The sequence below is a fragment of the Clostridium sp. AM58-1XD genome (assembly GCF_003464085.1).
Taxonomy (GTDB): Bacteria; Bacillota; Clostridia; order Lachnospirales; family Lachnospiraceae; genus Lachnoclostridium_A.
In genome coordinates, this window is record NZ_QSDR01000006.1 from 101,058 (window position 1) to 122,937 (window position 21,880).

Sequence of the window (21,880 nt, forward strand, 5' to 3'; positions counted from 1 at the left end):
CAGTATGTCAAACATATTCTCGTCATCCTCACTTTCTTCTTGGGAAAGACGGACGGAAGATCACGTCCTCAGGCAGATGCCTGTAATCCCGTTCCATATACCCCATCTTCATCTTGTCGTAATATTTCTGGCCTTTTTCCTGTATCTCCTGCAGGTCCACCCCTTCGATCTGCCTGTCCTTCATCACGGTTCTGCCGTTGATTACCGACAGTTTTACATCCCTTCCGGAACCGCAGGTAAAAATGGTTCGGATCGGATCATCTACGGCTCCCATATGGAATCCGTCCAGATCCACCGCTATAATATCGGCTTTCGCTCCTTTTTCCAGACGTCCCAGATCGCTCCTTTTCAGGAAAGAGGCACCTCCCAAAGTAGCCGCACGGTACATATCGGCATATGTGGAACCTTCTGCACAGTCCTCTGCCAGATGGCCGTACATGGAGCCTACGCGGATATTCTGGAAAAAGTCGGGCGGATATGTATCCGTACCCATAGCCACATTGACGCCGGCTCTCCTGTATCCTGCCACGGACTGGGGATAATGGCCGCTCCGTCCCAATATTACCGGACAGTAAATGACCGTCATACCGCTCTTGGCCAGAAGCTCCAGGTCATTGCCGTCATCCATTGCCCACTTTGTACCCTTCAGGATATAGCAGTGAGGGATTCCCACATTGTCTCCCAGAAAGCCGATGCTGTCCAGATATTCGATCGGGCTGAGTCCTGTTTTTTCCCTGATAAACCGGTATTCAAACTGGCCCTGAGCTGCATGGAGCTTTACCGGACAGCCCAGTTCATCTGCATACCGCTTCGTCCGGATCAGATTTTCCTCCGTCTGCGCTTCGATCCTTTCTGGAAGGAGCGCCCCTCGGATCAACCCGTCATAGGCGCCGTCATACTTTTTAATAAACCGCACCGCCCGTTCCAGCCCTTTGATTCCTTCTTCTTCCACATAACGGACATCCATGGTTCCGTCAGGCCTGACTACGTGGAAGCCGCACTGATAGCTGGGAGACGTATAGAGTCTGAGCCCCAGCTTCCCGGCGTGATGGACGCCGGCCTCCTCCTCTTCATACGTATCGGCCCACCTTTTGTAATAAGCAGACGTAATAGGCATGGCAGTTGTCACGCCGTTTAAGATCAGCTGAGTATATGCATACAGGGATTTGAACGCTTCTTCCTCTTCCGTCATCAATTCATGTGTGCCCTTATTAAAATAATCTTCCGACGGGCTCAGGCTGTCTTCCACATCCCGGTACGCTTCATTGTGAATAATATCATGGTCAATATCTCCCAGTGCGTTCAAATCGATAAATCCCGGCATCACGACCGCATTGCCTGCGTCTTCCGTCCTGTCCACACGGCCTTCGTAATGAGTTCCCACATAGATAATGGTATCGTCCTCATAAACCACTTCTCCATCTGTAATAATCTCGTGGTCTTCACCAGAAAATCCGATCACATACCGCCCTTTCATTCGAGTAATCATCTTCGCTTCCCTTTCTTCTTCCTTATCTGATAGTTATTCATGAAATCCACCTTATCACAGCCGTTTCTTCCTGTCAATCCCTGCCGCTTTGGCTGTAGAATCAGCTGTTTTCATAGATAACTGTCCCTTCTTTTATCGTCATAGCGATCTGGATGTCCTTGATCTGTTCCGGGCAGACCTCCAGTGGATTTTCCTTTAATACTACAAAATCCGCCTTCTTTCCCGGCGCAATACTGCCTTATGCTCCTCTTCAAACAGCTGATATGCTCCCCAGACCGTCACTGCCTTCAGTGCCTCTTTGACGGTGATCCGCTGATTTGGTCCCAGGATTCTCCCGCTTCTCGTCCTTCTGTTAACCGCATTGTGAATGGAAAAAAGCACATTCGGCGGAACTACCGGCGTATCCTGATGCAGCGTAAAGGGAATCCCCCTTTCCAGCGCCGACCGTAGCGGACTGATTCGCTCCGCTCTCTCCGGCCCCAGCACGGATTCATAATGATAATCGCCCCAGTAAAAAACATGGTCCAGGAAGAAACTGGCCATCATGCCGATCTCCTTCATCCTGTCCAGCTGATCCGGACGGACCGTCTGGCAATGGATTACAACCGGCCTCAATTCCCGTCCCTTTCCGAGTTTTTCTGCCGCTGCCTTGTAACAGCGGATCAGCTGTTCGATGGCTTCATCACCATTGGCATGAACATTGATCTGCCAGTCATTCTCCACCGCTTTTTCCAGAACCGACGTCACATACGATTCTTCCTGTACGGGAAATCCCTGGTAATCTCCATTCTCCCCTTCCGGCACCTCATAATAAGGCTCCGAAAGCCACGCCGTCTTTCCCTGGGGAGATCCATCCAAAAACAGTTTGAGACCTCCCAGGCGCAGATGATTTTCGTAAATATTTTTATCCGGAACCTGTTTTGGAAGTATGGATTCTGCCAGTTCCGGTGCGAGATAAGATACGACATCTGTCTTCAGGAAACCGGCTTCTCCCGCTGCTCTTAAGAGCTGGTATTCTCCTTCTCTCGTTCTGGCATCCTGTGCGGTCGTAATTCCATAGGAAGCGTAAAGAGCGGACGCCTGTTCCACGGCTTTTAAAACTTCCTCCTGAGATGGTCCCGTCATTTTATCCGATCCCAGGAAAGCCTGTTCTTTCAGCAGACCCGTCTTCTCAACTACGCCTCCTGCAGGAACTTCGAATCCTTCCTCCAGATATCCCATAACTTCCATCCCCTTCGTATTCACAACACAGAGATGGCCGGATACGTGGAGCGCCGCAACCGGTACTTCCCGGCTTACAAGATCCAGGTCCTCTTTTGTGAGATGCCTTCCATCCGGAAACGCGCTGTTGTCATATCCCATTCCCATCAGCCACTGTCCAGGCTGGAGCCTCCGTTTGGATAAGCCATTTTTCAGCGCCTCGATCACATCTTCCCGGCTGCTGCACGTCCCTGTGGGCGGCGGATTCAGATTCACATTCAAGATCTGATACGCTGCGGCCGTCAAATGAGAATGGCCGTCGATAAAGCCCGGCAGCACCGTCATACCATTTAAAGAAACGATTTCCATCTCCTCCGTTCCAGCCAGCCTCCTCATTTCATCCTCTGTACCGGCAGCCCGAATGATCCCATCCTCTGTCAGCACCGCTTCAGCGGTCGGCTGAGCTTCTTCCATTGTCAGAAATGTTCCGCCAGCATACAGTTTCAGCATAATATCACTCCTTTTTCTTTTTATCGTTCTCCTTTCAGTCTCTTCCATACCGCTGGAAATATGCATGTCATCGTTCTGTTCCCCATCCCAGCCGCCGGATCTTACGGAGAAATAAAAAGAGGGTCTGTAAAAAGAAAATCTGATCTTTTCAGCACCCTCTCATCATTCATTATTCTCTGTCTGTCCTATTTGCCATCATAAGCAATGACGGATTCGATATCATAACCGGCAAGGCGCTCTCTTCCTTTCAGCCCTGCGAGTTCGATGACAAAACAGATTTTCTTCACTTCTCCGCCAAGCTGTTCAATCAGCCTGACAATCGCTTCTGTCGTACCGCCGGTAGCGATCAGATCGTCCACAATAATCACTTTCTGCCCTGGACGAATGGCATCTTTGTGTATCTCAATTTCCGCCGTTCCATACTCCAGATCGTATTCTGCAGATATGGTCTCACAGGGAAGCTTCCCTTTTTTTCCTTACAGGAACAAAGCCCTTGTGCTCTGCATAAGCGACTGGCACGCCAAATATAAATCCTCTGGATTCCGGACCGACGACCACGTCGTAGTCCACATCCTTTAACATCTCTCTTATTCCGTCGATTGCCAGCTGAAGCCCGTCTGCATCCTGCAGAATCGTTGTAACATCACGGAATATGATTCCGGGCTCTGGAAAGTCCGGTATGCTTCTTACATAATCTTCTACTTTCTTCATAGCTGCTTCCTCTCAATTATTTTCTTGGATGAGCTCCTGCATATGCTTCCCTCACGGCATCCATCTGAGAATAAGCCACATAAGCCTGGGTTGTCGCCATATCGGAATGTCCCAAAAGCGTCTGTACCGCCCGGATGTCTGCCCCGTTGCGGAGCAGGTGGGCTGCAAATGAATGGCGCAGCGTATGAGGCGTAATATCCGCCTGGATTCCTGCTTTCTCTCCATAATATTTAACGATTTTCCAGAAGCCCTGACGGCTCATGGGCTTTCCGCTGCAGTTTGTAAAAAGCCATTCTGAGCTCTTCCCCTTCAGCAGTACCGGTCTGGCCTGCTCCAGATATTCTACAAGCGCCTGCCGCGCTACGCGTCCAAAAGGAACGGTGCGTTCCTTTTTCTCGTCTCTACATGTAATAAAGCCTATGGAGAGATTCACGTCCTCCAGTTTCAGCCGGATCAGTTCCGATACACGGATTCCCGTCGCATACAGCAGTTCCAGCATAGCCTTGTCCCGTGCTTCTTTGGGAATTCTGCTGTCCGGCTGGGAAAGCAGGCTGCTGACCTCGTCCACACTCAGTATCGTCGGTATCTTCTTCTCCACCTTAGGCGCCCGGAGAAGCTCCGACGGATCCCTTCTGATGATACCAATCCCCTGCTCATAGTGGAAAAAAGCCTTCATCGATGCCAGAACTCTGGAAATTGTAGTTGTTGCTTTCCCCTCTCTCTCCAGAAACAGGATATAGGAATTAAGCACCGTCTTAGTAACCTTGGGCACTTCCTTTACCCCTCTGTCATCCAGATAGGCAGCCATCTGCTGCAGATCTCTCCGATAAGAAACTTCCGTATTTTTTGATAATTTTTTTACATCCCGCAGATATGTAATGAATTCCTCTATCGCACTTTGCATTTCTATCCCCCTAACCTGCAATATCCCACTAAAACGGGCAAAAACAGGTCCATTGTTATCATTATATCCACATTTTTGCATAAAATCAAACACTTTTTCCCCACTTTTACTTGGTTTTTACTGAAATTTACATAAAAAATACAACATGTTGGAATCGTCTTTTTCATACGCTCTACATGTTGTAAATTTTTCTCAAAACTTTTCTATCTCAGATTGGCCATGCCGTGCACCAGAATCGGATTTAAAAAAACTTCTGCTGCTATTCCTGCTGCCGTCATCATAAAGCTGGCGGCTGCCATTCTAAGCGGAAACCGTTCCCTGTGCCGCTCGCCTGCCGCAGCCGCCAGAAGCCAAGACGGTATATAGAACAAATATTGCGGCATCACAGCTGCCAGATAGCAGAATGGTCCGAACACGCCTCTCTGACAGACCATAACCGACAATACGGCTGATGATGACAGACCTCCGTAAAAAGCTGCTGCACAGAAGCCTCTTTCCGAAAATACGGTTACACTGATAAACCACAGAATTGCCGTCTCGAAAATCCTCTGTCGAAATACTGCCATAAAAAAGTCTCTTCCATAGCCGTATCCCATCTCTGCCGCGGAGGCGAAGAGCCTTCCCACATAACCTGCTTCTTCCTGGATGGAGACTCCCATCAGGTTGACCGCTGCCGTGCCGGCCGTCACTCCGGCCAGAAAGAAGATAACAAGCAAGTCCTCATACTTGAGCCGTATCCTCATATGATTCCATCCATGCATTTACTTATCTAACTATATGCAGGACTGTCCGGTGCAATGCATGGAATCCGCTCTATGCGTTGTATTTTCTGGCATATGCCATCAACGCTGCAATTGTTTTTCCATCCGTAATCCGTCCGGCAAGAATCTGTTCCTGAAGTTCCCCAATCGTATAGGCGGCGATTTCAATCTCCTCATCTTCATCCAGATTCTGGTGAGACGGGATCAGGTCCCTGGCTACATAGATATCAATCTTCTCATCGCAGAACGCAACTGTTGTATTGACGGTAATCAGATATTCCATATGTTCCGTTTTATACCCCGTCTCTTCCTCCAGCTCCCTGAATGCGCACTCGATCGTCGGCTCATCCGGTTCATCCAGCTTTCCTGCGGGAATCTCCAGCGTATAGCGGTCCAGTGCGTTGCGGTACTGGCGCACCATCAGAATCCGTCCGTCCTCCCTAACCGGAACGACAGCTGCCGCACCGTCATGATGGATGAAATCCCAGTGCGCCTCATGGCCGTTGGCGATCACCGTATCCTCGTAAATCTTCAAAATTGTCCCCTGATATTTCAGCTTCCTGTCCAAACGTTCTACTGACATGATTATTGTTCCTCTCTTCCAGGCTTATCTCTTTCTTATTTTAATGAACTGCACTTTTCAAAACAGGCGTCAGCCGCTTTGATCACCGCACTTCGAAATCCACATTCTTCCAATGCCGAAACGGCCGCAATCGTCGTTCCTCCTGGGGAACATACTGCATCTTTTAATTCTCCCGGATGCTTTCCAGTCTCCAGGACCATTTTGGCACTGCCTGCTACTGCCTGGGCCGCCATCTCATATGCAGCGTCTCTTGGCAGGCCGTATTTTACGGCGCTGTCTGCCAGAGCCTCGATAAACATATACACGTATGCGGGTGAACTGCCGCTGGCGCATACGACCGCATTGATTAGGCGCTCCTCCACGATCCTCATCTTTCCGAAGGAACAGAAAAAGGCTTTGATTTCCGCTTCCTCCTCTTCCGTATAGAGCGTCCTGTCATAGCAGACACCTGTCATTCCTTCTCCTATGAGTGCCGGAGTATTCGGCATGGCCCTGACGATTCTCTTATGCTGTCCCAGCTCATCCTTCAGGTCCTGTATCGTAATTCCCGGGGCTATGGAGATGACAATCTGTTCTTTCGTAATAACAGGCGCAATTTCCTTCAGTACAACACCATAGTACTGCGGCTTCACGGCAAGAACGACGTATTTGACGCCGGAGGCCAGCGTGCTGTTGTCAGGTGCCGTCTCAACCTTCGTCTCTTCAGCCACCTGCCGCATTTTCTCCTGGCTGGCGTCAGTAATCATCAATTCCGAGGGGCTGTACATCTTCAGCAGCCCTTTCAAAATAGCATATCCCATATTTCCAGTTCCAATAAAGCCAATCCTTGCCATAATCCATTCTCCGTTTCTCTGCTCTTATTCAGTAATCATTGCTCCATCGCTTCCCAGACGGTACTGTTCGATCGTCGTATCATGAAGCATGGCTCCTGTTTCATCACAGTAATACCAGTTGTCGCCAATCTGTATCCACCCGGTCTGCATAATGCCGTTGGAATCAAAATAATACCACTTATCACCTATCAGCTTCCAGCTGCTCACAGGATAGCTGCCATCAGTGTCTCTGTACTTCCAGATGTCGCCGTTCTGCTCCCACTGGCCTCCGGACGCCACCTGGCCGGTTCGGAAAGCGATCGCCCGGTCGCTGTCTACATACAGCACTCCGGATTCTACCCAGTCGCCCTTCACATCCGTTTTCACCCTGTTAACCGGACGGACCCGCACATAGTACGTTCCCGCCTTGCCCAGATACGTTCTCACGTTACAGCTGCCGTTTGTCACGTTGATAACCGGCCCCGTAATCTTACCGTCGCGTAAAATCCTCAGTTCATAGCTCCCTGCACCGATCACCGGATCCCAGTAAGCCACCCCGTCTTCTCCCAAAGTGACCTTTTCAATATCCTCCACGGTTTCAGCAAGCGAGGGCAGATCCGCCGTGATCATCAGCATGGTGGAAGAATCCTTCTTGCTGGCCGTCACATATGTCGCGCCCTTCAGCTTCACCTTGCTGGACGTAAGTGAAAAATAATATCCGTCTTCTGCGGTAAGATAGATTTTGATCTGCGGCACATCCTCTTCCATCCATTCAAATCCGGGATTCAATATTTCCCAGGAATCGACCGTATATTTATTGCTGTCTGCATCGACCTCGATGCTGTCGTTGCTCATATCATCTCCAACCTTGATTTCTGAAGTAATTGTCAGTGAAACCGAGGTGATTTTTTTGTTGCTTGCCGCCAGGGCAGTCATGGCCGCTCCTGCCGTCAGTACTGCTGCCAGCAGAACCGCTGACGCTTTTTTCCATTGATTCATAACTTTTCAGCTCCTTTCCCCTTATACCACTCTATTATGTAATTTCTCCGCTGTCAATAGCTTTGCCAAATTTGTAAAAGAGTACAAAAAAATGTAAGATATCCCGAGACATAATTATTCACTTCAGGGACATAACAGTATTGCTTTTGACCATTTCATCCTATATAATATAAACTGAGCAAGCTTCTTTATATTCAGTATACGGCGTTTATCGTCAACAAAGGAGAATAGATATGGAATCTAATGGGGATTTAACTTTGAAAAAATGTCAAAGCCGCCCTGCAGCAGACACCGCAGCGCAATGCGGTATTTTTATGGACACAATCGGCATAAGCGTCATTAAATTTCTGCTGGATCAAGACCTTACTATCATATATGCTAACGATTGTTTTTATAAAAATACCGGATACTCAGAAGATGAATTTCATTCTCTGTTTCCAACTCTCCGCCAATATTATGAAAAACACATCGATGAATTTGAAAAGTTAAGGACTGATCTGGCCTCTTTGCAGGAAAAAGGCGACGCCGTTTTTACCGCCGACCTTCGTCTGCCAGTTAAGAATGGAAACTACATATGGCTTCGCATGAACGGCGCCATCACAAACGAAGGGCCCGACGGCCGTTTTGTATCCCATGCCGTCTGTTCCGACATCAGCGACCTCGTCTGCGAAAAAGATCAGAAATTCCATTATTTTCAATGGATGATGGATGAGTACGTCGGTAATGTATATATCAGCGATATGGATACTTATGAATTGCTCTATGTCAATCACGTATCATGTGAGACCCTTCAGCTGCCAAGGGATCAGGTGATTGGAAAAAAATGTTATGAGTTAATTCAGGGGCGTACATCTCCCTGTCCGTTCTGTACAAATGACAGGATCTGCGCAGACGAATTTTATGAATGGGAATTTTTCAATCCTGTTCTGGACCGTACATTCATGATAAAAAACAGAGTTATAAACTGGAATGGGCACAGAGCGCGCATTGAGCTTTCTCACGATATGTACAGTACGGAATATAAACTGGCTAAGAAAGACCGTGAGCGGGAGGCGCTGCTTCGAACCATTCCCGGTGGGTTTGCCCGTCTGGATGCCAGAGACATGAAAACGGTTCTGTGGTATGGGGCCGATTTCCTAAATGTAATCGGCTATACAAAAGAACAGTTCGAAAACGAACTCCATTCCCAATGCACTTACATACATCCCGACGATGCAGACCGCATACGGTCTGTGCTAAAGGAAATTCAGATCACAGGAGAAAGTTCCGTTCTGGAGAGCCGCGTCATCACTCACAGCGGTGACATACGGCTTATGACCATGACTCTGTGCTATGCGAGCGGGGAAGAGAGCTGGGATGGAATTCCCTCATTTTACAGCGTAGGTATCAACGTGACGGGAGAACGGCAGGAGCAGGAAAGGCAGCGTAAAGCGCTGGAAGATGCATACCAGGCAGCCCAGGTTGCCAACTCTGCGAAGACAAATTTCCTCTCCTCCATGTCCCATGATATCAGAACACCGATGAATGCCATCATGGGAATGGCCGCCATTGCGCAGGCCAATCTCCTGTCGCCGGATAAAGTGCATGACTGTCTGGCTAAAATCAATGTATCCAGCCGCCATCTCCTCAGTCTGATCAACGAAGTGCTTGACATGTCTAAAATAGAAAGCGGGAAAATCGACCTTATGCCGGAAGAGGTTCATCTTCCGGATCTGATACAGAACGTAACCGATATGTGCAAGCCGCTGATTGCCGAAAAGCACCAGGAATTCCAGATCAGTGTAGGACAGGTCAGCCACGAGCGGATCATTGCCGACGGCGACCGGCTGCAGCAGGTCTTCATGAACCTGTTGTCTAACTCCATCAAATATACGCCGGAAGGCGGGAAAATCACCCTTCGGATCAATGAAATACCTTCATTGATTGACAAAAAAGGGCAGTATGAATTTATTTTTACAGATACCGGCATCGGCATGGAGGAGGCCTATATTCCTCATATCTTCGAGCCGTTTTCCAGAGCAGAAGACTCCCGCATCAGTAAGATTCAGGGAACCGGCCTGGGCATGGCAATTACGGAAAATATTATCCGGATGATGAATGGCTCCATAGACGTAAAGAGCCGTCCCGGAGAAGGAAGCTGCTTTACAGTTTCCGTACAGTTTGAACTGGTCGGAGATGAAGAATCTTGTGATAAAGAGCTGGAAGGCCTTCCCGTCCTTGTAGTTGACGACGATCAGGTCGTCTGAGAAAATGCCGCCGCTCTATTGTATGAGCTTGGAATGCGGGGTTACTGGGTGCTGTCCGGGGCAGAGGCCGTAGAAAATATCGCGGCGGCCCACAACCGCAGCGATGATTACTTCGCTGTCATTCTGGACTGGAAGATGCCGGAAATGGATGGTCTGGAAACAGTTAAGGCCATCCGTGACCGCCTTGGAGAACATGTCCCGATTATTGTGATCTCAGCCTACGACTACTCCGATATAGAAGATGAATTTCTCAAGGCAGGCGCCGACGCATTTATTACAAAACCGCTTTTTAAATCGAAAATGCTTCACGTCCTCCAGCTGTTCTTATCCAGCGGCCGCTTCGATACGGCCAGCTCCATTGCAGTAGAAAAACATCCCGGTCTGGCCGGCAAACGGGTTCTTATAGTCGAGGACAATGAGCTGAACCGTGAGATCGCAACAGAACTGCTTCATATGCAGGATATGATTGTAGAAACAGCAGAAAACGGCCGGCTGGCTGTCGACCTCTTTGATTCTTCTGTTCCCGGTTATTATTCCGCTGTTTTGATGGATATTCAAATGCCGGTTATGAACGGCTATGATGCTACGAAAGCAATCCGCCGTCTGAACCGGCCGGATGCAAAAACAATTCCTATCCTTGCACTGACCGCAAATGCTTTTACTGCTGACGTGGGAATGTCCCGCAGCTGCGGAATGAACGACCACATTGCGAAACCGATTGATACAGAAAAGCTGATTCAGGTACTGCAGAAATGGATGGATTAAATACACCGCCTCAATCGAAAAAGAGAGGGTGCTGCAAAAAGTCGAATTAGCATTGCCACTGATACCAGATTCCGTTCCAGGCAGTAGCCAAGTCACTACATCTAGTATCAGCGGCAATGCTTTATTCGTTTTTGCAGCACCCTTTTTCTTTATATTTCCGTATAAATTCATCCTGTGGGATCGGCTTGGAAAAATAAAAGCCCTGTCCATAATCACATCCGATCTTTTGGAGCAGTTTAAGGTGCTCCATCGTCTCAATCCCTTCGCATACTACCTGTATATCCAGCGTATGAGCCAGTTCCACCACGCAGCTGATTACGTTTTTAGCCTTTTCCGTAACCCCGTATTCCCTGAGGAATCCGCGATCCAGTTTCAGCACCTGAATCGGCAGCATGTCCAGAAGATTCAGACTGGAGTATCCTGAACCGAAATCATCCATGGATATCAAAAAACCGTCCTCCTGAAGACGGGTAATTTTATTTACCATCACTTCCGATATCCCGTTAAACGCACTCTCTGTTACCTCCATTTCGATACAGTGGTGAGGAATTCGGAACCGTTCCACCAGTTCCATAACCGTTGGATAAAACCGCTGCTGATACAAAGTAACCCTGGAGAAATTCACAGAAATGCAAAATTCTTTTCCATATGTATCGATATGATACCTGATAAATTCACATGCCTTTTCCATCATATAGAAGTCAATATCGGCAATCGAACCATTGCGTTCAAACAGCGGTATAAAATGATCCGGAGCGATCAGCCCGTATTCCGGAATCCTCCAGCGCACGAGAGCTCGGCGCTGTGCATTTGCATATCAGCCAGCCTGATCTTCGGCTGGAGAAACATCTCAAATTCACCATTTTCCAAAGCCTTACGCATCCTGTTTTTCAGGTTGTTTTCTATCTTCAGCTTTTCAAGCAATTTTTCGTTATACCAGACCGTCATGGACTTGCCAAGCATTTTCGCCTCTTTATGGGCCATGTTGGCCTTGTCCAGTACGGACGGAATCACCTCTCCATTTTCCGGAATCTCATACCCGCCCACTGTAAAGGTAATAATTTCAGAAATATTGGCAAGAGCTCCTGATGGATAATTTCAGAAAGAACCGCATGCAGTTCATCGATGATCCCCTGCTCCTGTTTCGCCAGAACAACAAAATCATCTGCGGAAATACGGGCGCACAGCTGATCCGTATGGTATTTCTTCATCAGCCCGTCCGCCAAAGCCCGCAGCATTTTATCGCCCATTTCATAACCGTAGCTGTTATTGAGGAATTTGAAATCATCGATATCCAGTTCAATGAGCGCATATCTGTTTTCCGTATGCTGGCGCAGCAGACCGGCAGCACGGGCCTCAAATCCGGCCTTGTTCAGCATGCCTGTCAAATTATCCGTAAAAATGCTGGCTTCCAGCGCTTTGCGGCTTCTGTCGTTAAATACATTGAAGATACAGACGGAGAGTACAAGAACAGCCCCGTAAATGACAATAAACCGGATCAGTTTATTCTCCGAGCTCTGCTCCGCACGCAGGACCATCTTGTCCGCCTCGTTAAAGTGTTCTTCACTCAGTTCATATAGGAGAGCTGAAGAGTCCTTTCCCTCGCGTACCTCATATATCTCTTTCTTTATCCGCTCCCATATGTGTTTCAGATTCGCCAAACGCTGCTGGTATTCCCAGTCGCTGTTCATCCTGAGGTCAAATTCCCCTTTTCCGGTCCGGAGATTTTCTATAATTCCATCCAGCTGTCCAATCAGTGCATCATTCTGCTGCCCATTCAGTTCTTCCTTCACCAGCTTTTGTGTCGCACCGCGGACAATTCCGCTGTAGTTCACAATTCTGGCATCCCCCATATTCTGCATTAAAAGTGCCATCAGTACAGCCACTGCTGCGATCCACATACAGGTATAGACAAAAAAATCATTCTTTTTTCTCATGTTAACCCCTTTTCTACACCCCTTACCGGGAAATCCCGAAATCAGAGACTACGCCTCCGCTCCCGTCATTCCTTTTCCATACCCTGATATCTTCTATTCCGCGGTCATTTTTCATGAATCAACGGAATTCTCCAGATCACTTTCCATCGGTGAAAGTACGGATAATGTGCCTTTTACGGCAGGATTATAGAAACAATACTGCCTCTTCCCCTGTTTTTTGGCAGCATACAGGGCCTGATCTGCTCTGTGGAAGAGAATCTCATAATTTTTCCCATCCTTGGGGCAAATCGATACGCCCATACTGAGTGATATTTCAAAGCCTGCATATTCCCCGCTGATCGCATGAAACAGCCGCTTTACAATGGCTTCCACATTGCTTTGATACTTCGTAAAGATCAGAAATTCATCCCCGCCGATTCTGGCTGCGATGTCTTCCTTCCGTATATTGCGGACAATCCGTTCTGCCACGTCCTTCAGCACCGCATCTCCAAACATGTGGCCGTACTGGTCGTTTGCATTTTTAAACAGATCCAGATCGAATAAGATCAGGGCGCACTTCCCAGCACGTCCCCGTACCAGCGTATTTTCGATCAGCTCCCTGGCCGACATATGGTTGTGCAGCTTCGTCAGAGAATCCTGTTCCGCCCGCTTTTTCAATGCCTCCAGCTGAAGGCGTTCTTCATGGATATCTGAAAATTTTCCGATCGCTCCAGTCATGACCGAATGCTCTTCCCCCACCCACAGAGGACGCGCCACCGCTTTATACCATCGCGGCTCTCCCTGGATGTTCAGAGCATACGTTGCATGCACAATCGGATTGTCAGGCCCGGCTTTCTTCAGTCTGGAAGCCAGATCGTTCAGATCTTCAAAGCTGACGACCTTCTGCAGTTCCGCGTTGCTGAGAGGATGGGTAATCACCTCGGTGAGTCCCAGCTGAGCAGCTCCCCAGTCGGACAGCGTGAGAAGGTCCGTGCCCTTATTGTATTCATACTGAATCTCCTTTGACATGGACGCAAAAAACTGGTACTTCGTGCGCTCCTGCTCCAGAAGAGCCAGCGTTCTGCTGGATGCCTTTCCACTGCTTAAAAGCTGTGTGGATATATCGGAAATCTCATCCGCAGAAATCTGTTCCGGCGAACTGCATTCCATCTCTTCTGCAATACGAGGCCCTACTTCAATCAGGCACTGGCGCAGAATCGGGTTAAAACTGCCGCATTCACCATTCAGAATCATTCGCATTGCAGATTCATGAGAATATGCCGGTTTATAGACACGTTCATTCGTCAGGGCGTCATATACGTCTGCTAAAGCGACCACCTGTGCTGCAATTGGAATTTCTTCTCCCTTCAGGCCATCCGGATACCCCAGTCCGTCATACCGCTCGTGATGCCAGCGGCATATGTCGTGAGCTATGTGCACGAGTTCTTCCTTCTGCCTGTATGGAGCATTCTCCAGAATCTGCGCCCCGATCGCGCTGTGTGTTTTCATTATTTCAAACTCTTCCGGAGTCAGCCTGCCCGGCTTATTCAGAATATTCTCCGGAATCGATATCTTTCCAATATCATGAAGAGCCGATGCGTTGACGATAAGAGCAATCTGCGAGGCCGTCAAAGGATACTTGTCAGTCATCCGAACGAGATGTCTGAGCAGCAGCTCCGTAATGGTGCGGATATGAAGCACGTGAAGGCCGCTTTCGCCATTACGGAACTCCACAATATTCGACAGAATCTCAACCATCAGGAAGTTATTCCGTTCTTTTTCCAATATCTGCTCCGTCACCATGCCTTCCAGCATCTTCTGTTTGGCGTAGAGCATAATCGTATTTTTTACACGGCGCTGCACTGTCTTTTCATCAAACGGCCTGCTGATAAAATCCGTGGCTCCCAGATCGTAGGCCCGGTCAATATAGGAAGACGACGTTTCGGCTGAGATCATAATTACGGGCACACTGCCCAACCACTCACTTTTGCCCATAATAGACAGCACTTCAAAACCATTCATCTCCGGCATCATGATATCCAGTAAGACGAGCGAAATTTTGGAGTGCTGCTTTTCTAAAATTGATATTGCCTCCACACCGTTGGATGCTTCCAGAATCGAATACTGATCCGTCAGCATATCCGCCAGCATGGAACGGTTTATTTCTGCATCATCCACGATGAGAATCTGATATTTCTGTTCCATTCCACACCTCCCATTCGGTTCCGGTCTTTACTTCAAGTGCTCCCGAATGGCCGCGGTCGTTTTCAGATAATTCCTTTTTGTCTCTTCATAAAGAAATTCTGTATTGTCATCTGGGGAACCGGATCGCAGGCTCTCTGTCAGCCTGGAACATGCATTCAGCAGGCCGTTAAGGCTGAAATTCATGCATATCCCCTTCATCGTATGAGCTGCACGGAATGCCTCTTCATAACTGCCTTCCGCCATGGCTCTGCAAAGCATGTCGTATGTGGGGTCGTTCAGAAACATCTTTAAAAATTTATCGACGCGCTCTTCTTTCCCAAACCGGCGGATCACGTCATCATAATCCGCTCCGGCAGCCTCATAACATTCTCTCAGATTCATATTTACCGCCTCCCTGATCACATCATATACTGGTTCTATTATATCTGAATACAGGAAATTAAACAACTTGTTTTTGGCAAAAAGCGACAGCGGTATCCTGAAGCTTACGCGAAAAAATAACCGTTCTTCCCCTTCCATATGGTATTCTCCATATGTCCGTTTCCGAACGGTTATTTTGATTACCGGCGTCTATCGATCAATGTTGTAAGTATACCGGAATATAAAATTGTTAATTTGTGCATGGCGCGCGTACATGCAATATAAAGCAGGCTTCGGTCGTATTCCGTCGCGTAAGTCAGGCTGTCTGCATGAGGAATCATCACTTCATCGAATTCCAGCCCCTTTGCCATTCGAATGGAGGTGACCGTCACTCCGTTTCTGAATTCCGTGCTTTTCGGCGTGATCAGATTTACGCTGTATTCTTTGGAGAGGATGGCGTACATCACCTTTGCCTCCCGATCGGTTTTCAAAATTATTCCAAGAGAAACATTTCCTCCTGTTTCAAATGTAGATATTGCCTCTTTCATTCGGTGTATTTCATCGGTTTCATCTGTGCAGGCTATGATTTGCGGCTTTTCTCCATGGCGTTTCACCGCCTCCAGCGTCACTGCATTCTGTATGCGGTCTGCAAACGTAATAATTTCAAATGTAGATCGGTAGCTTTTATTCAGTTGCACGAACTCTGCCCCCTGATAGATCCGTTTTATATCATCCAGCGTGCAGCGGTGATTTGGGCTGATGATCTGTCCGAAATCCCCCAGGATCGTCTTGGGACAGGGAAATATCAGATTGAACACCATATATTGCACAGGCGTATAGTCCTGCATTTCATCAATAACGAGCAGTTTTGTGATTTTACTCTGTTTGAGCCCCTCGTAAGCATGGAGAACATAAAGGAAGGGATAGACGTCTTCCCATTCCAGGGTTTTTCCGGCAGGCATACGGAACATTTCGATCACCCCGTTTTTTACATAAAAATCTTTATAAAGGGCCAGCGGCGTCTTCACCGTAAGCATTGCAGCCAGGCTTTTCCTTATAAAAGCCATGCCGGGCAGTTCCTCATCCATAATATTTTCAGCCTCAAAACGGTCATAGATATCGTCTGCAATCATTGCCAGCCTGCGCCTTACCGGGTATTTTTCGAGGGCCTGGTACCGCTGCCATATCCACTCTTTTCCGGCATTTAAACGGCCGCAAGAAATGTCTTCCGGCTGAAATATTTCATCTGGCATCCGTCTGATATATTCATTCAGAAGTGCTGCAAATTTCATAGAGGATTTAAAACAGACGCGTTTTGCCCATGTTTCATCGGCACTTTCCAGAGGATCCTTCTCTCTCTCAAACTCCGCCGTACCCTCCAGCTGGATCTTAGCAATGTCTGCTGCGCTCAGTTCATATATTGGCTCCTCACCCAGCTCGGGGATGACATTGGATATGTAGCTTCCGAACACTTTATTCGGAGACAGGATCGCTACATTTCCTGCGCTCAGCCTGTTTTTAAAGCGGTAGAGCAGGTAGGCGATTCTATGCAGCGCAACAGACGTTTTTCCTGATCCTGCAACTCCCTGAATAATCATGGTTTCCGCCTTTTCATTTCTGATAATCCGATTCTGCTCTTTCTGTATCGTAGAAATAATGGATTTCATCTTTTCATCTGACGTATGGCTCAGTTCCCTCTGCAGCACATCGTCCTGTATGTTAGAAGTGCTTTCCAGAGCATATTCCATCACCCCGTCTCTGATCTTAAACTGCCTCTTTTTCGTGAGTTCGCCATCGATTCTGCCGCAAGGAGCTTCAAAACCGGCTGGTCCCGGTTCAAAATCATAAAACATTCCTGCTACGGGGGCCCTCCAGTCGAAAATCAGCAGCTCATTTTTATGTCTGAATGAAAATGGGCCGATATAATAGGATTCCGCCTCCTCACTGTCATTTTCCCGGAAATCAATCCTGGCAAAGTAGGGAGATTCCTTCATCCTTGCAATCCTGTCTCTGATTTCTGTGGAGATCGCTCCTGTTCTGTCCGTCTGTTTCAGGAGAAGTTCATTCTGAAACATCTCATGGGGATCGATTTCACCGCGGTATTCCGCCATATATCTTTTCGAATCCATATATTCCTTATTGATCTTTTGGACGTCCTCTTTTGCTTTCTTCAGGGCCTCTTCCAGCAACATGCCGATAGCCGCCAGATGTTCGGCTTCCTCAGAAAACAGATTATCCCGGGTATTCTGATCTTCTTTCATCATCACATTCCTCCTGACGCAGAATAAATCTCTGGGTAGGATATCCATACTCTGTCAGCAGCTCTTCTTCGGCAAATCCCAGGCCTTTGATTTCTCTGCGCTGCCCGGTGTCTGCCTTATCGCCTTCCCTGTATGTAGTAATTGTAATATCCTTTCCCTTCAGCAGCTCTCTCATCACCTTGTTCAGAAAAGCTCTTGGAATCCCCATTTTTCTGTAAAGCGGATGGCAGCCCATAAAGTCAATACTTCCCTGGTCATATGAAAAGAGCAGAATTCCTACAGCCGTCTGACCATCTTTTAAAATTAATGCTTGTTTCGTGTTCATCTTCTGCTTCAGAACAGCGATATACTCTTCTTCATATAAATGAGGAAATCCGTCGATCACAAGCCGGACCAATTCCATCCAGCATGGAATGTCCTCTTCGTTCGCAAACCTGATCTCCCATAGAATCTCATCCTTACCATTCAGCATATCATAGCTCCCTTCCAGATTAAATTTCAGCTGAAGAGGGTAAAATTTTTCACTTTCTCTGTATTTGCTCGGCGACAGTTTATACATTGCAGTAAAAACATTCGTAAATGCCTGCTGACTTTCATAACCTGACAACAGGGCGATGTCGATAATCGGCCTGGAAGAAAAGACCAGCAGCTTTGCCGCTTCCGTCAGCTGCCTGCGCTGTATATATTCATGCATGGTCATCCCCACCGTACTGGAAAACACGCGGTGAAGATGATATTTGGAATAATGGACGGCTGTTGAAACCATATCCAGATCCAGTTTCTTCTCAAGATTCGCCTCTATAAATTCAATTGCCGAAGATACTTCATCAATATAGCGCATGCGAATACCACCTCCTTTTGCTAAGTCATTATTATATCTGTCAGGAAACCATTTGTTTTAATCAATCTTGCTGAACTGAGGAAGACGCCTCGTTTCCATACAGATTCATGGCTGCAGGAACGGGACGTCTCTTTCTCAGATGATATTATTCAGTTTTTCCCATATCCCATCTGCAAAACGGCCCAGATGGGATTTCTGCCACACATACATGGCATGCAGCTCCTCTTTCGATAATTCCCGTATTTCACGTAGGCGTTCCACTCCCTCTATCATATTTGAGGCAGTGTGAAGCAGGCTGTCAGACAGACGCCTCTGATGATCCAGTTCTCCCGAAGCCGCCCTTTCCAGGATGATCTCATACCGTTCTGCCGCTCGGGACACGCTTTCTTCCCATGACAGATAAAGCTGATTCATGGCATGGATTCCCGCCTGTTTCACAGCAGGCCGCCTTTCCCACAAACTGCTGATCAATGCTGCCAGAGCCTCGTCATGTTCTTCGCACAGAAAGCCATTGACACCGTCTTTCACGCCTTCCGCCGCGCAGCTGCCCGCTATCAGAACGCTGGCAAGTCCGCATGCTGCTGCTTCGCGGACCACCAGACCATTCGTATCATAGCTGGATGGAAATAAAAACAAATCAGCGCGGCAGTACCATGCACGAAGCAGTTCTCTGTCTCTGATCTCCCCCAGAAATAAGCATTTGGCTGACAGGCCGCATTCTGCCGCATATGCTTCCATATCAGGTCGGTCCGATCCGTCGCCGATCAAAACCATCCGAAAGTCTTTCCCTTCTTCGAGGACACGATGAAGACTGTCAAAAATAAGTTTCAGCCCTTTATACCACATCATGCGTCCTATAAAAAGATAAACGGGAAGTTGTTCCGGCAGGTCAAACTGATGCACGGCAGCCTGAACGGTCTCTTCCGGTACTCTCCCTCTTGGAAAATCCACCCCATTTTCCATAATGATATAATCTCCATCATATCCCATTGAACGCAGGTTTTCTCCCGCCCCTCTGCTGACCGCCCATACCTCGTCGCATGCTTTTATGTTATTTACCACCATCTTTACCGCCTGTTCCTGCAGCGTCCTGGAAGGAACCGTCTTGGCAATATCGATATCGAACTTCGTATGGTAGGTGAAAACGATAGGGGCTCCATTTAACTCCCGTAGTGTGCGCGCCAGGAATGTGGACATAAACGGGCAGTGGCTGTGTATCAAATCCGGATCTTTTGCCTTCAGCTGTTTTATCGCCTCTACAGAAAATGGATATCCGGCCCTGTACCTTACAAGGCGCGTCGTATCATAGCTCCTGTATCGGATAACAGGAAACGGAAATGCCTCATCCACGGCATCCGGATGATATGGAACAGCTGCAACTGCACTGCCAAAATTCTTCTGATAGTATATGCAATAGTTTACCACGGCATTTGCCACTCCGTCTATAATCGGCGGAAACGAATCGTTCATCAAACAAACAGTATTCTTTTCCTTCATCCCTGTCCAACTCCCATCTGCGAATTATATTTTCCATAGAACAGCTCTGTAATCTCCTCAATCAAAAGGCTTTTTCCATATTGATCTGCATAATAACGCGCCAGCAGCTGATTATCGGTGATAAGTCCATCCGCCCCGCAGCGTAAAATCTTTTTAATGGAATAACCGGAATTTGCGGTCCAGCCATATATTTTCTTTCCCTGAAAATGAGCCTGAAGAGCCATTCCTGCGGACAGGGATGTGGTCTCCACGCTGTATCCGTCCACAAAATCCAGGTCGTACCTGTCTGTGATCAGAAGCGCTGAAATATACACGGTTTCCATTTCAGGAGCGATCATTTTCACCCGCCTCAAAATATCCAGGTCCATGGAAGCAATCATACATTGTTTTTCCATGCCGTACCGGCGGATGGAATGGACGACTGCCTGTTCCAGTTCGCTTTCATGGTCATTCGCTTTCAGTTCTATCATCAGCCTGATTTTTCCGTCTGCTTCCTGCAACATATCTTCCAGAACAGGAACCGGTTCTTCCAGTATGCCCTGTTTGAAATAATAAGCTGCATTCATCCCCGTAATCGCTTGCTTATCTGCCTCCCAGACATCCATGTCCACACCGGCCGTCCGTTTAAAGTTTGTATCATGCATAACGACCAGCGTCCCGTCTCCCAGCTGCTGGACATCAATTTCCGCCGCATCTGCTCCGTCAGCCACAGCATTTACCAAAGCCATCCTTGTATTTTCGGGGGCCATGGCTGCTCCGCCCGATGAGCGATAATCATTGGGACAGTAATTTGCTCAGGGAAAATTCTTCCTCCCATCTCCGTCTCGCTGAAAATCCCCAACAGAATGATCAGGCAAATACGCTCATAAGCTGAAGGCATGCTCTGACCATGCCTCTTCTCTTTCTGTTTTTCTGCGTTTTTTCCCGGATATCCCCCCTGTAACAGTGGTAGATTACGACAATCAATGCGCATAAAAAAGCTGCCGTCATAGTACTGCCTATAACTTCCGCAATCCTCAGTCCGCCGGTAAGTTGCAGCTGGAACGCCCGAACACCCGCGATCCCGTCATAATGCAGTTTTATATAGATCCCCAGTCCCCAAACAGAAAGGGCGGTCACTAATAAATAGAGCAGAATAAACGCTGCAACCTGCAGCACCACACAAACGGCAGTCCGCAGCCTTCTTCCGTGAAGCAGGCTGACGCTGTCATGCCAGGAACGTTTAAAGGAGCGGCCGGAAAACAGCATGGCCGGAAGACCGAATATATACAGAAGCAGCAACATGTGAAATAACACAATGAGCAGAAGATATATGCCGTACAGAACGGTATTTTCCTTTATATACTCCAGTATAAACTCCGGAAAGCGTATGGTTCTTAAATACCTGCTGACAGGTGAAAACACGGAAAACATCAGAATCGGAATCATGAGGAAGACCCCAATTCCTGCTGGTCTGATAAGCTTTACCGTCATAAGGGCTGCCTGCCATCCCAGTTGAAACAGGGAAATCCGTTCATTGTGCCACCCTTTTGCGGCGAGCAGAAGAAATGCGGCAATTTCGTAGACCACATACAAAGCTGCCAGGATCAGAATTCCTGTTCCCAGCAGCACAGCCATCGGAGTTTTCAATACCGCGTCTATATTTTCCTGTCCAATATAATCTACACCTGCCAAGCCAGGCAAAAGGCTCAGCAAATATTGGGCACATGCAAATACAACCGTATATCCGAATATTTTATATATCATTTCAAAATATAGCAGAGTGACCCAATTTTTGCAGATCAGCATGAGACTCATCCAAAACTTTTTCATATTTCTTC

General features: G+C 47.8%; 18 protein-coding genes and 2 pseudogenes. 2 read left to right on the forward strand and 18 right to left on the reverse strand.

The annotated features are described in order from the left end of the window. Positions 1-28 precede the first annotated feature (28 nt). The 8 genes and pseudogenes from DXA13_RS05080 to DXA13_RS05115 form a co-directional block, all read right to left on the reverse strand. A complete protein-coding gene (locus tag DXA13_RS05080) occupies positions 29-1,489 on the reverse strand; it encodes a chlorohydrolase family protein (protein ID WP_118242215.1) in 1,461 nt (486 codons plus the stop codon). 100 nt (positions 1,490-1,589) lie between these two features. Further along, positions 1,590-3,265 (reverse strand): annotated as a pseudogene (locus DXA13_RS05085) (amidohydrolase). Between the two features lie 119 nt (positions 3,266-3,384). Then, positions 3,385-3,910: pseudogene (locus DXA13_RS05090) on the reverse strand (adenine phosphoribosyltransferase). A 16-nt stretch (positions 3,911-3,926) separates the two neighbouring features. Continuing rightward, positions 3,927-4,814 (reverse strand): site-specific tyrosine recombinase/integron integrase, encoded by an 888-nt coding sequence (gene xerA, locus DXA13_RS05095; protein ID WP_118242216.1) that lies wholly within the window; start codon positions 4,812-4,814, stop codon positions 3,927-3,929. Between the two features lie 203 nt (positions 4,815-5,017). Beyond that, a complete protein-coding gene (locus DXA13_RS05100; protein ID WP_181995538.1) occupies positions 5,018-5,557 on the reverse strand; it encodes a stage II sporulation protein M in 540 nt (179 codons plus the stop codon). A gap of 70 nt (positions 5,558-5,627) precedes the next feature. Continuing rightward, on the reverse strand, positions 5,628-6,158 hold the full coding sequence (locus tag DXA13_RS05105) for an NUDIX hydrolase (protein ID WP_118242218.1): 531 nt from the start codon (positions 6,156-6,158) through the stop codon (positions 5,628-5,630). Positions 6,159-6,193: 35 nt separating this feature from the next. After that, on the reverse strand, positions 6,194-6,994 hold the full coding sequence (proC, locus tag DXA13_RS05110; protein WP_347559717.1) for a pyrroline-5-carboxylate reductase: 801 nt from the start codon (positions 6,992-6,994) through the stop codon (positions 6,194-6,196). Positions 6,995-7,015: 21 nt separating this feature from the next. Continuing rightward, a complete protein-coding gene (locus DXA13_RS05115) occupies positions 7,016-7,969 on the reverse strand; it encodes a hypothetical protein (protein WP_118242275.1) in 954 nt (317 codons plus the stop codon). Positions 7,970-8,202: 233 nt separating this feature from the next. Between DXA13_RS05115 and DXA13_RS05120 the strand changes: the two genes are divergently transcribed. Then, positions 8,203-10,215 (forward strand): ATP-binding protein, encoded by a 2,013-nt coding sequence (locus DXA13_RS05120; protein WP_347559708.1) that lies wholly within the window; start codon positions 8,203-8,205, stop codon positions 10,213-10,215. Between the two features lie 33 nt (positions 10,216-10,248). Beyond that, positions 10,249-10,980 carry a response regulator gene (locus DXA13_RS22810; protein ID WP_347559709.1) on the forward strand — a complete coding sequence of 244 codons (732 nt, stop codon included), beginning with the start codon at positions 10,249-10,251 and terminating at the stop codon, positions 10,978-10,980. A 121-nt stretch (positions 10,981-11,101) separates the two neighbouring features. Here the strand turns inward: DXA13_RS22810 and DXA13_RS05125 are convergent, their stop codons facing one another. The 10 genes from DXA13_RS05125 to DXA13_RS05170 form a co-directional block, all read right to left on the reverse strand. Then, positions 11,102-11,770, reverse strand: a complete 669-nt coding sequence (locus DXA13_RS05125; RefSeq protein WP_118242220.1) for an EAL domain-containing protein — start codon at positions 11,768-11,770, stop codon at positions 11,102-11,104. Next, positions 11,740-11,994 (reverse strand): hypothetical protein, encoded by a 255-nt coding sequence (locus DXA13_RS05130; protein ID WP_147347988.1) that lies wholly within the window; start codon positions 11,992-11,994, stop codon positions 11,740-11,742. Before DXA13_RS05130 ends, DXA13_RS05125 begins: the two co-directional genes overlap by 31 nt. Then, positions 11,991-12,917 (reverse strand): diguanylate cyclase, encoded by a 927-nt coding sequence (locus DXA13_RS05135; RefSeq protein WP_118242222.1) that lies wholly within the window; start codon positions 12,915-12,917, stop codon positions 11,991-11,993. The genes DXA13_RS05130 and DXA13_RS05135 overlap by 4 nt, the downstream gene beginning before the upstream one ends. Before the next feature lie 111 nt (positions 12,918-13,028). Next, positions 13,029-15,101 (reverse strand): diguanylate cyclase, encoded by a 2,073-nt coding sequence (locus DXA13_RS05140; protein WP_118242223.1) that lies wholly within the window; start codon positions 15,099-15,101, stop codon positions 13,029-13,031. 27 nt (positions 15,102-15,128) lie between these two features. Then, complete coding sequence (locus DXA13_RS05145; RefSeq protein WP_181995539.1) at positions 15,129-15,482, reverse strand: Hpt domain-containing protein; 354 nt, start codon at positions 15,480-15,482, stop codon at positions 15,129-15,131. Between the two features lie 179 nt (positions 15,483-15,661). Next, positions 15,662-17,725: an ATP-binding domain-containing protein gene (locus DXA13_RS05150; RefSeq protein ID WP_347559710.1), complete on the reverse strand. Its 2,064-nt coding sequence runs from the start codon at positions 17,723-17,725 to the stop codon at positions 15,662-15,664. Continuing rightward, positions 17,694-18,563 (reverse strand): AraC family transcriptional regulator, encoded by an 870-nt coding sequence (locus DXA13_RS05155; protein WP_118242225.1) that lies wholly within the window; start codon positions 18,561-18,563, stop codon positions 17,694-17,696. Before DXA13_RS05155 ends, DXA13_RS05150 begins: the two co-directional genes overlap by 32 nt. Before the next feature lie 135 nt (positions 18,564-18,698). Further along, the gene (locus tag DXA13_RS05160) at positions 18,699-20,060 is read right to left on the reverse strand and encodes a glycosyltransferase (RefSeq protein WP_118242226.1); all 1,362 of its coding nucleotides are present in this window, start codon (positions 20,058-20,060) and stop codon (positions 18,699-18,701) included. Continuing rightward, entirely contained in the window at positions 20,057-20,809 is a 753-nt protein-coding gene (locus tag DXA13_RS05165; protein ID WP_118242227.1) for a glycerophosphodiester phosphodiesterase family protein, read from the reverse strand. Before DXA13_RS05165 ends, DXA13_RS05160 begins: the two co-directional genes overlap by 4 nt. Before the next feature lie 100 nt (positions 20,810-20,909). Continuing rightward, complete coding sequence (locus tag DXA13_RS05170) at positions 20,910-21,872, reverse strand: glycerophosphoryl diester phosphodiesterase membrane domain-containing protein (protein WP_118242228.1); 963 nt, start codon at positions 21,870-21,872, stop codon at positions 20,910-20,912. Positions 21,873-21,880: the final 8 nt, after the last annotated feature.

What these genes read in the sequence shown, in the direction of transcription:
- DXA13_RS05080 (WP_118242215.1), bottom strand. Translation starts at nt 1,489, where the DNA reads ATGATTACTCGAATGAAAGGGCGGTATGTGATCGGATTTTCTGGTGAA.
- xerA (WP_118242216.1), bottom strand. Translation starts at nt 4,814, where the DNA reads ATGCAAAGTGCGATAGAGGAATTCATTACATATCTGCGGGATGTAAAA.
- DXA13_RS05100 (WP_181995538.1), bottom strand. Translation starts at nt 5,557, where the DNA reads ATGAGGATACGGCTCAAGTATGAGGACTTGCTTGTTATCTTCTTTCTG.
- DXA13_RS05105 (WP_118242218.1), bottom strand. Translation starts at nt 6,158, where the DNA reads ATGTCAGTAGAACGTTTGGACAGGAAGCTGAAATATCAGGGGACAATT.
- DXA13_RS05115 (WP_118242275.1), bottom strand. Translation starts at nt 7,969, where the DNA reads ATGAATCAATGGAAAAAAGCGTCAGCGGTTCTGCTGGCAGCAGTACTG.
- DXA13_RS05120 (WP_347559708.1), top strand. Translation starts at nt 8,203, where the DNA reads ATGGAATCTAATGGGGATTTAACTTTGAAAAAATGTCAAAGCCGCCCT.
- DXA13_RS22810 (WP_347559709.1), top strand. Translation starts at nt 10,249, where the DNA reads ATGCGGGGTTACTGGGTGCTGTCCGGGGCAGAGGCCGTAGAAAATATC.
- DXA13_RS05135 (WP_118242222.1), bottom strand. Translation starts at nt 12,917, where the DNA reads ATGAGAAAAAAGAATGATTTTTTTGTCTATACCTGTATGTGGATCGCA.
- DXA13_RS05140 (WP_118242223.1), bottom strand. Translation starts at nt 15,101, where the DNA reads ATGGAACAGAAATATCAGATTCTCATCGTGGATGATGCAGAAATAAAC.
- DXA13_RS05145 (WP_181995539.1), bottom strand. Translation starts at nt 15,482, where the DNA reads ATGAATCTGAGAGAATGTTATGAGGCTGCCGGAGCGGATTATGATGAC.
- DXA13_RS05150 (WP_347559710.1), bottom strand. Translation starts at nt 17,725, where the DNA reads ATGATGAAAGAAGATCAGAATACCCGGGATAATCTGTTTTCTGAGGAA.
- DXA13_RS05155 (WP_118242225.1), bottom strand. Translation starts at nt 18,563, where the DNA reads ATGCGCTATATTGATGAAGTATCTTCGGCAATTGAATTTATAGAGGCG.
- DXA13_RS05160 (WP_118242226.1), bottom strand. Translation starts at nt 20,060, where the DNA reads ATGAAGGAAAAGAATACTGTTTGTTTGATGAACGATTCGTTTCCGCCG.
- DXA13_RS05165 (WP_118242227.1), bottom strand. Translation starts at nt 20,809, where the DNA reads ATGGCCCCCGAAAATACAAGGATGGCTTTGGTAAATGCTGTGGCTGAC.
- DXA13_RS05170 (WP_118242228.1), bottom strand. Translation starts at nt 21,872, where the DNA reads ATGAAAAAGTTTTGGATGAGTCTCATGCTGATCTGCAAAAATTGGGTC.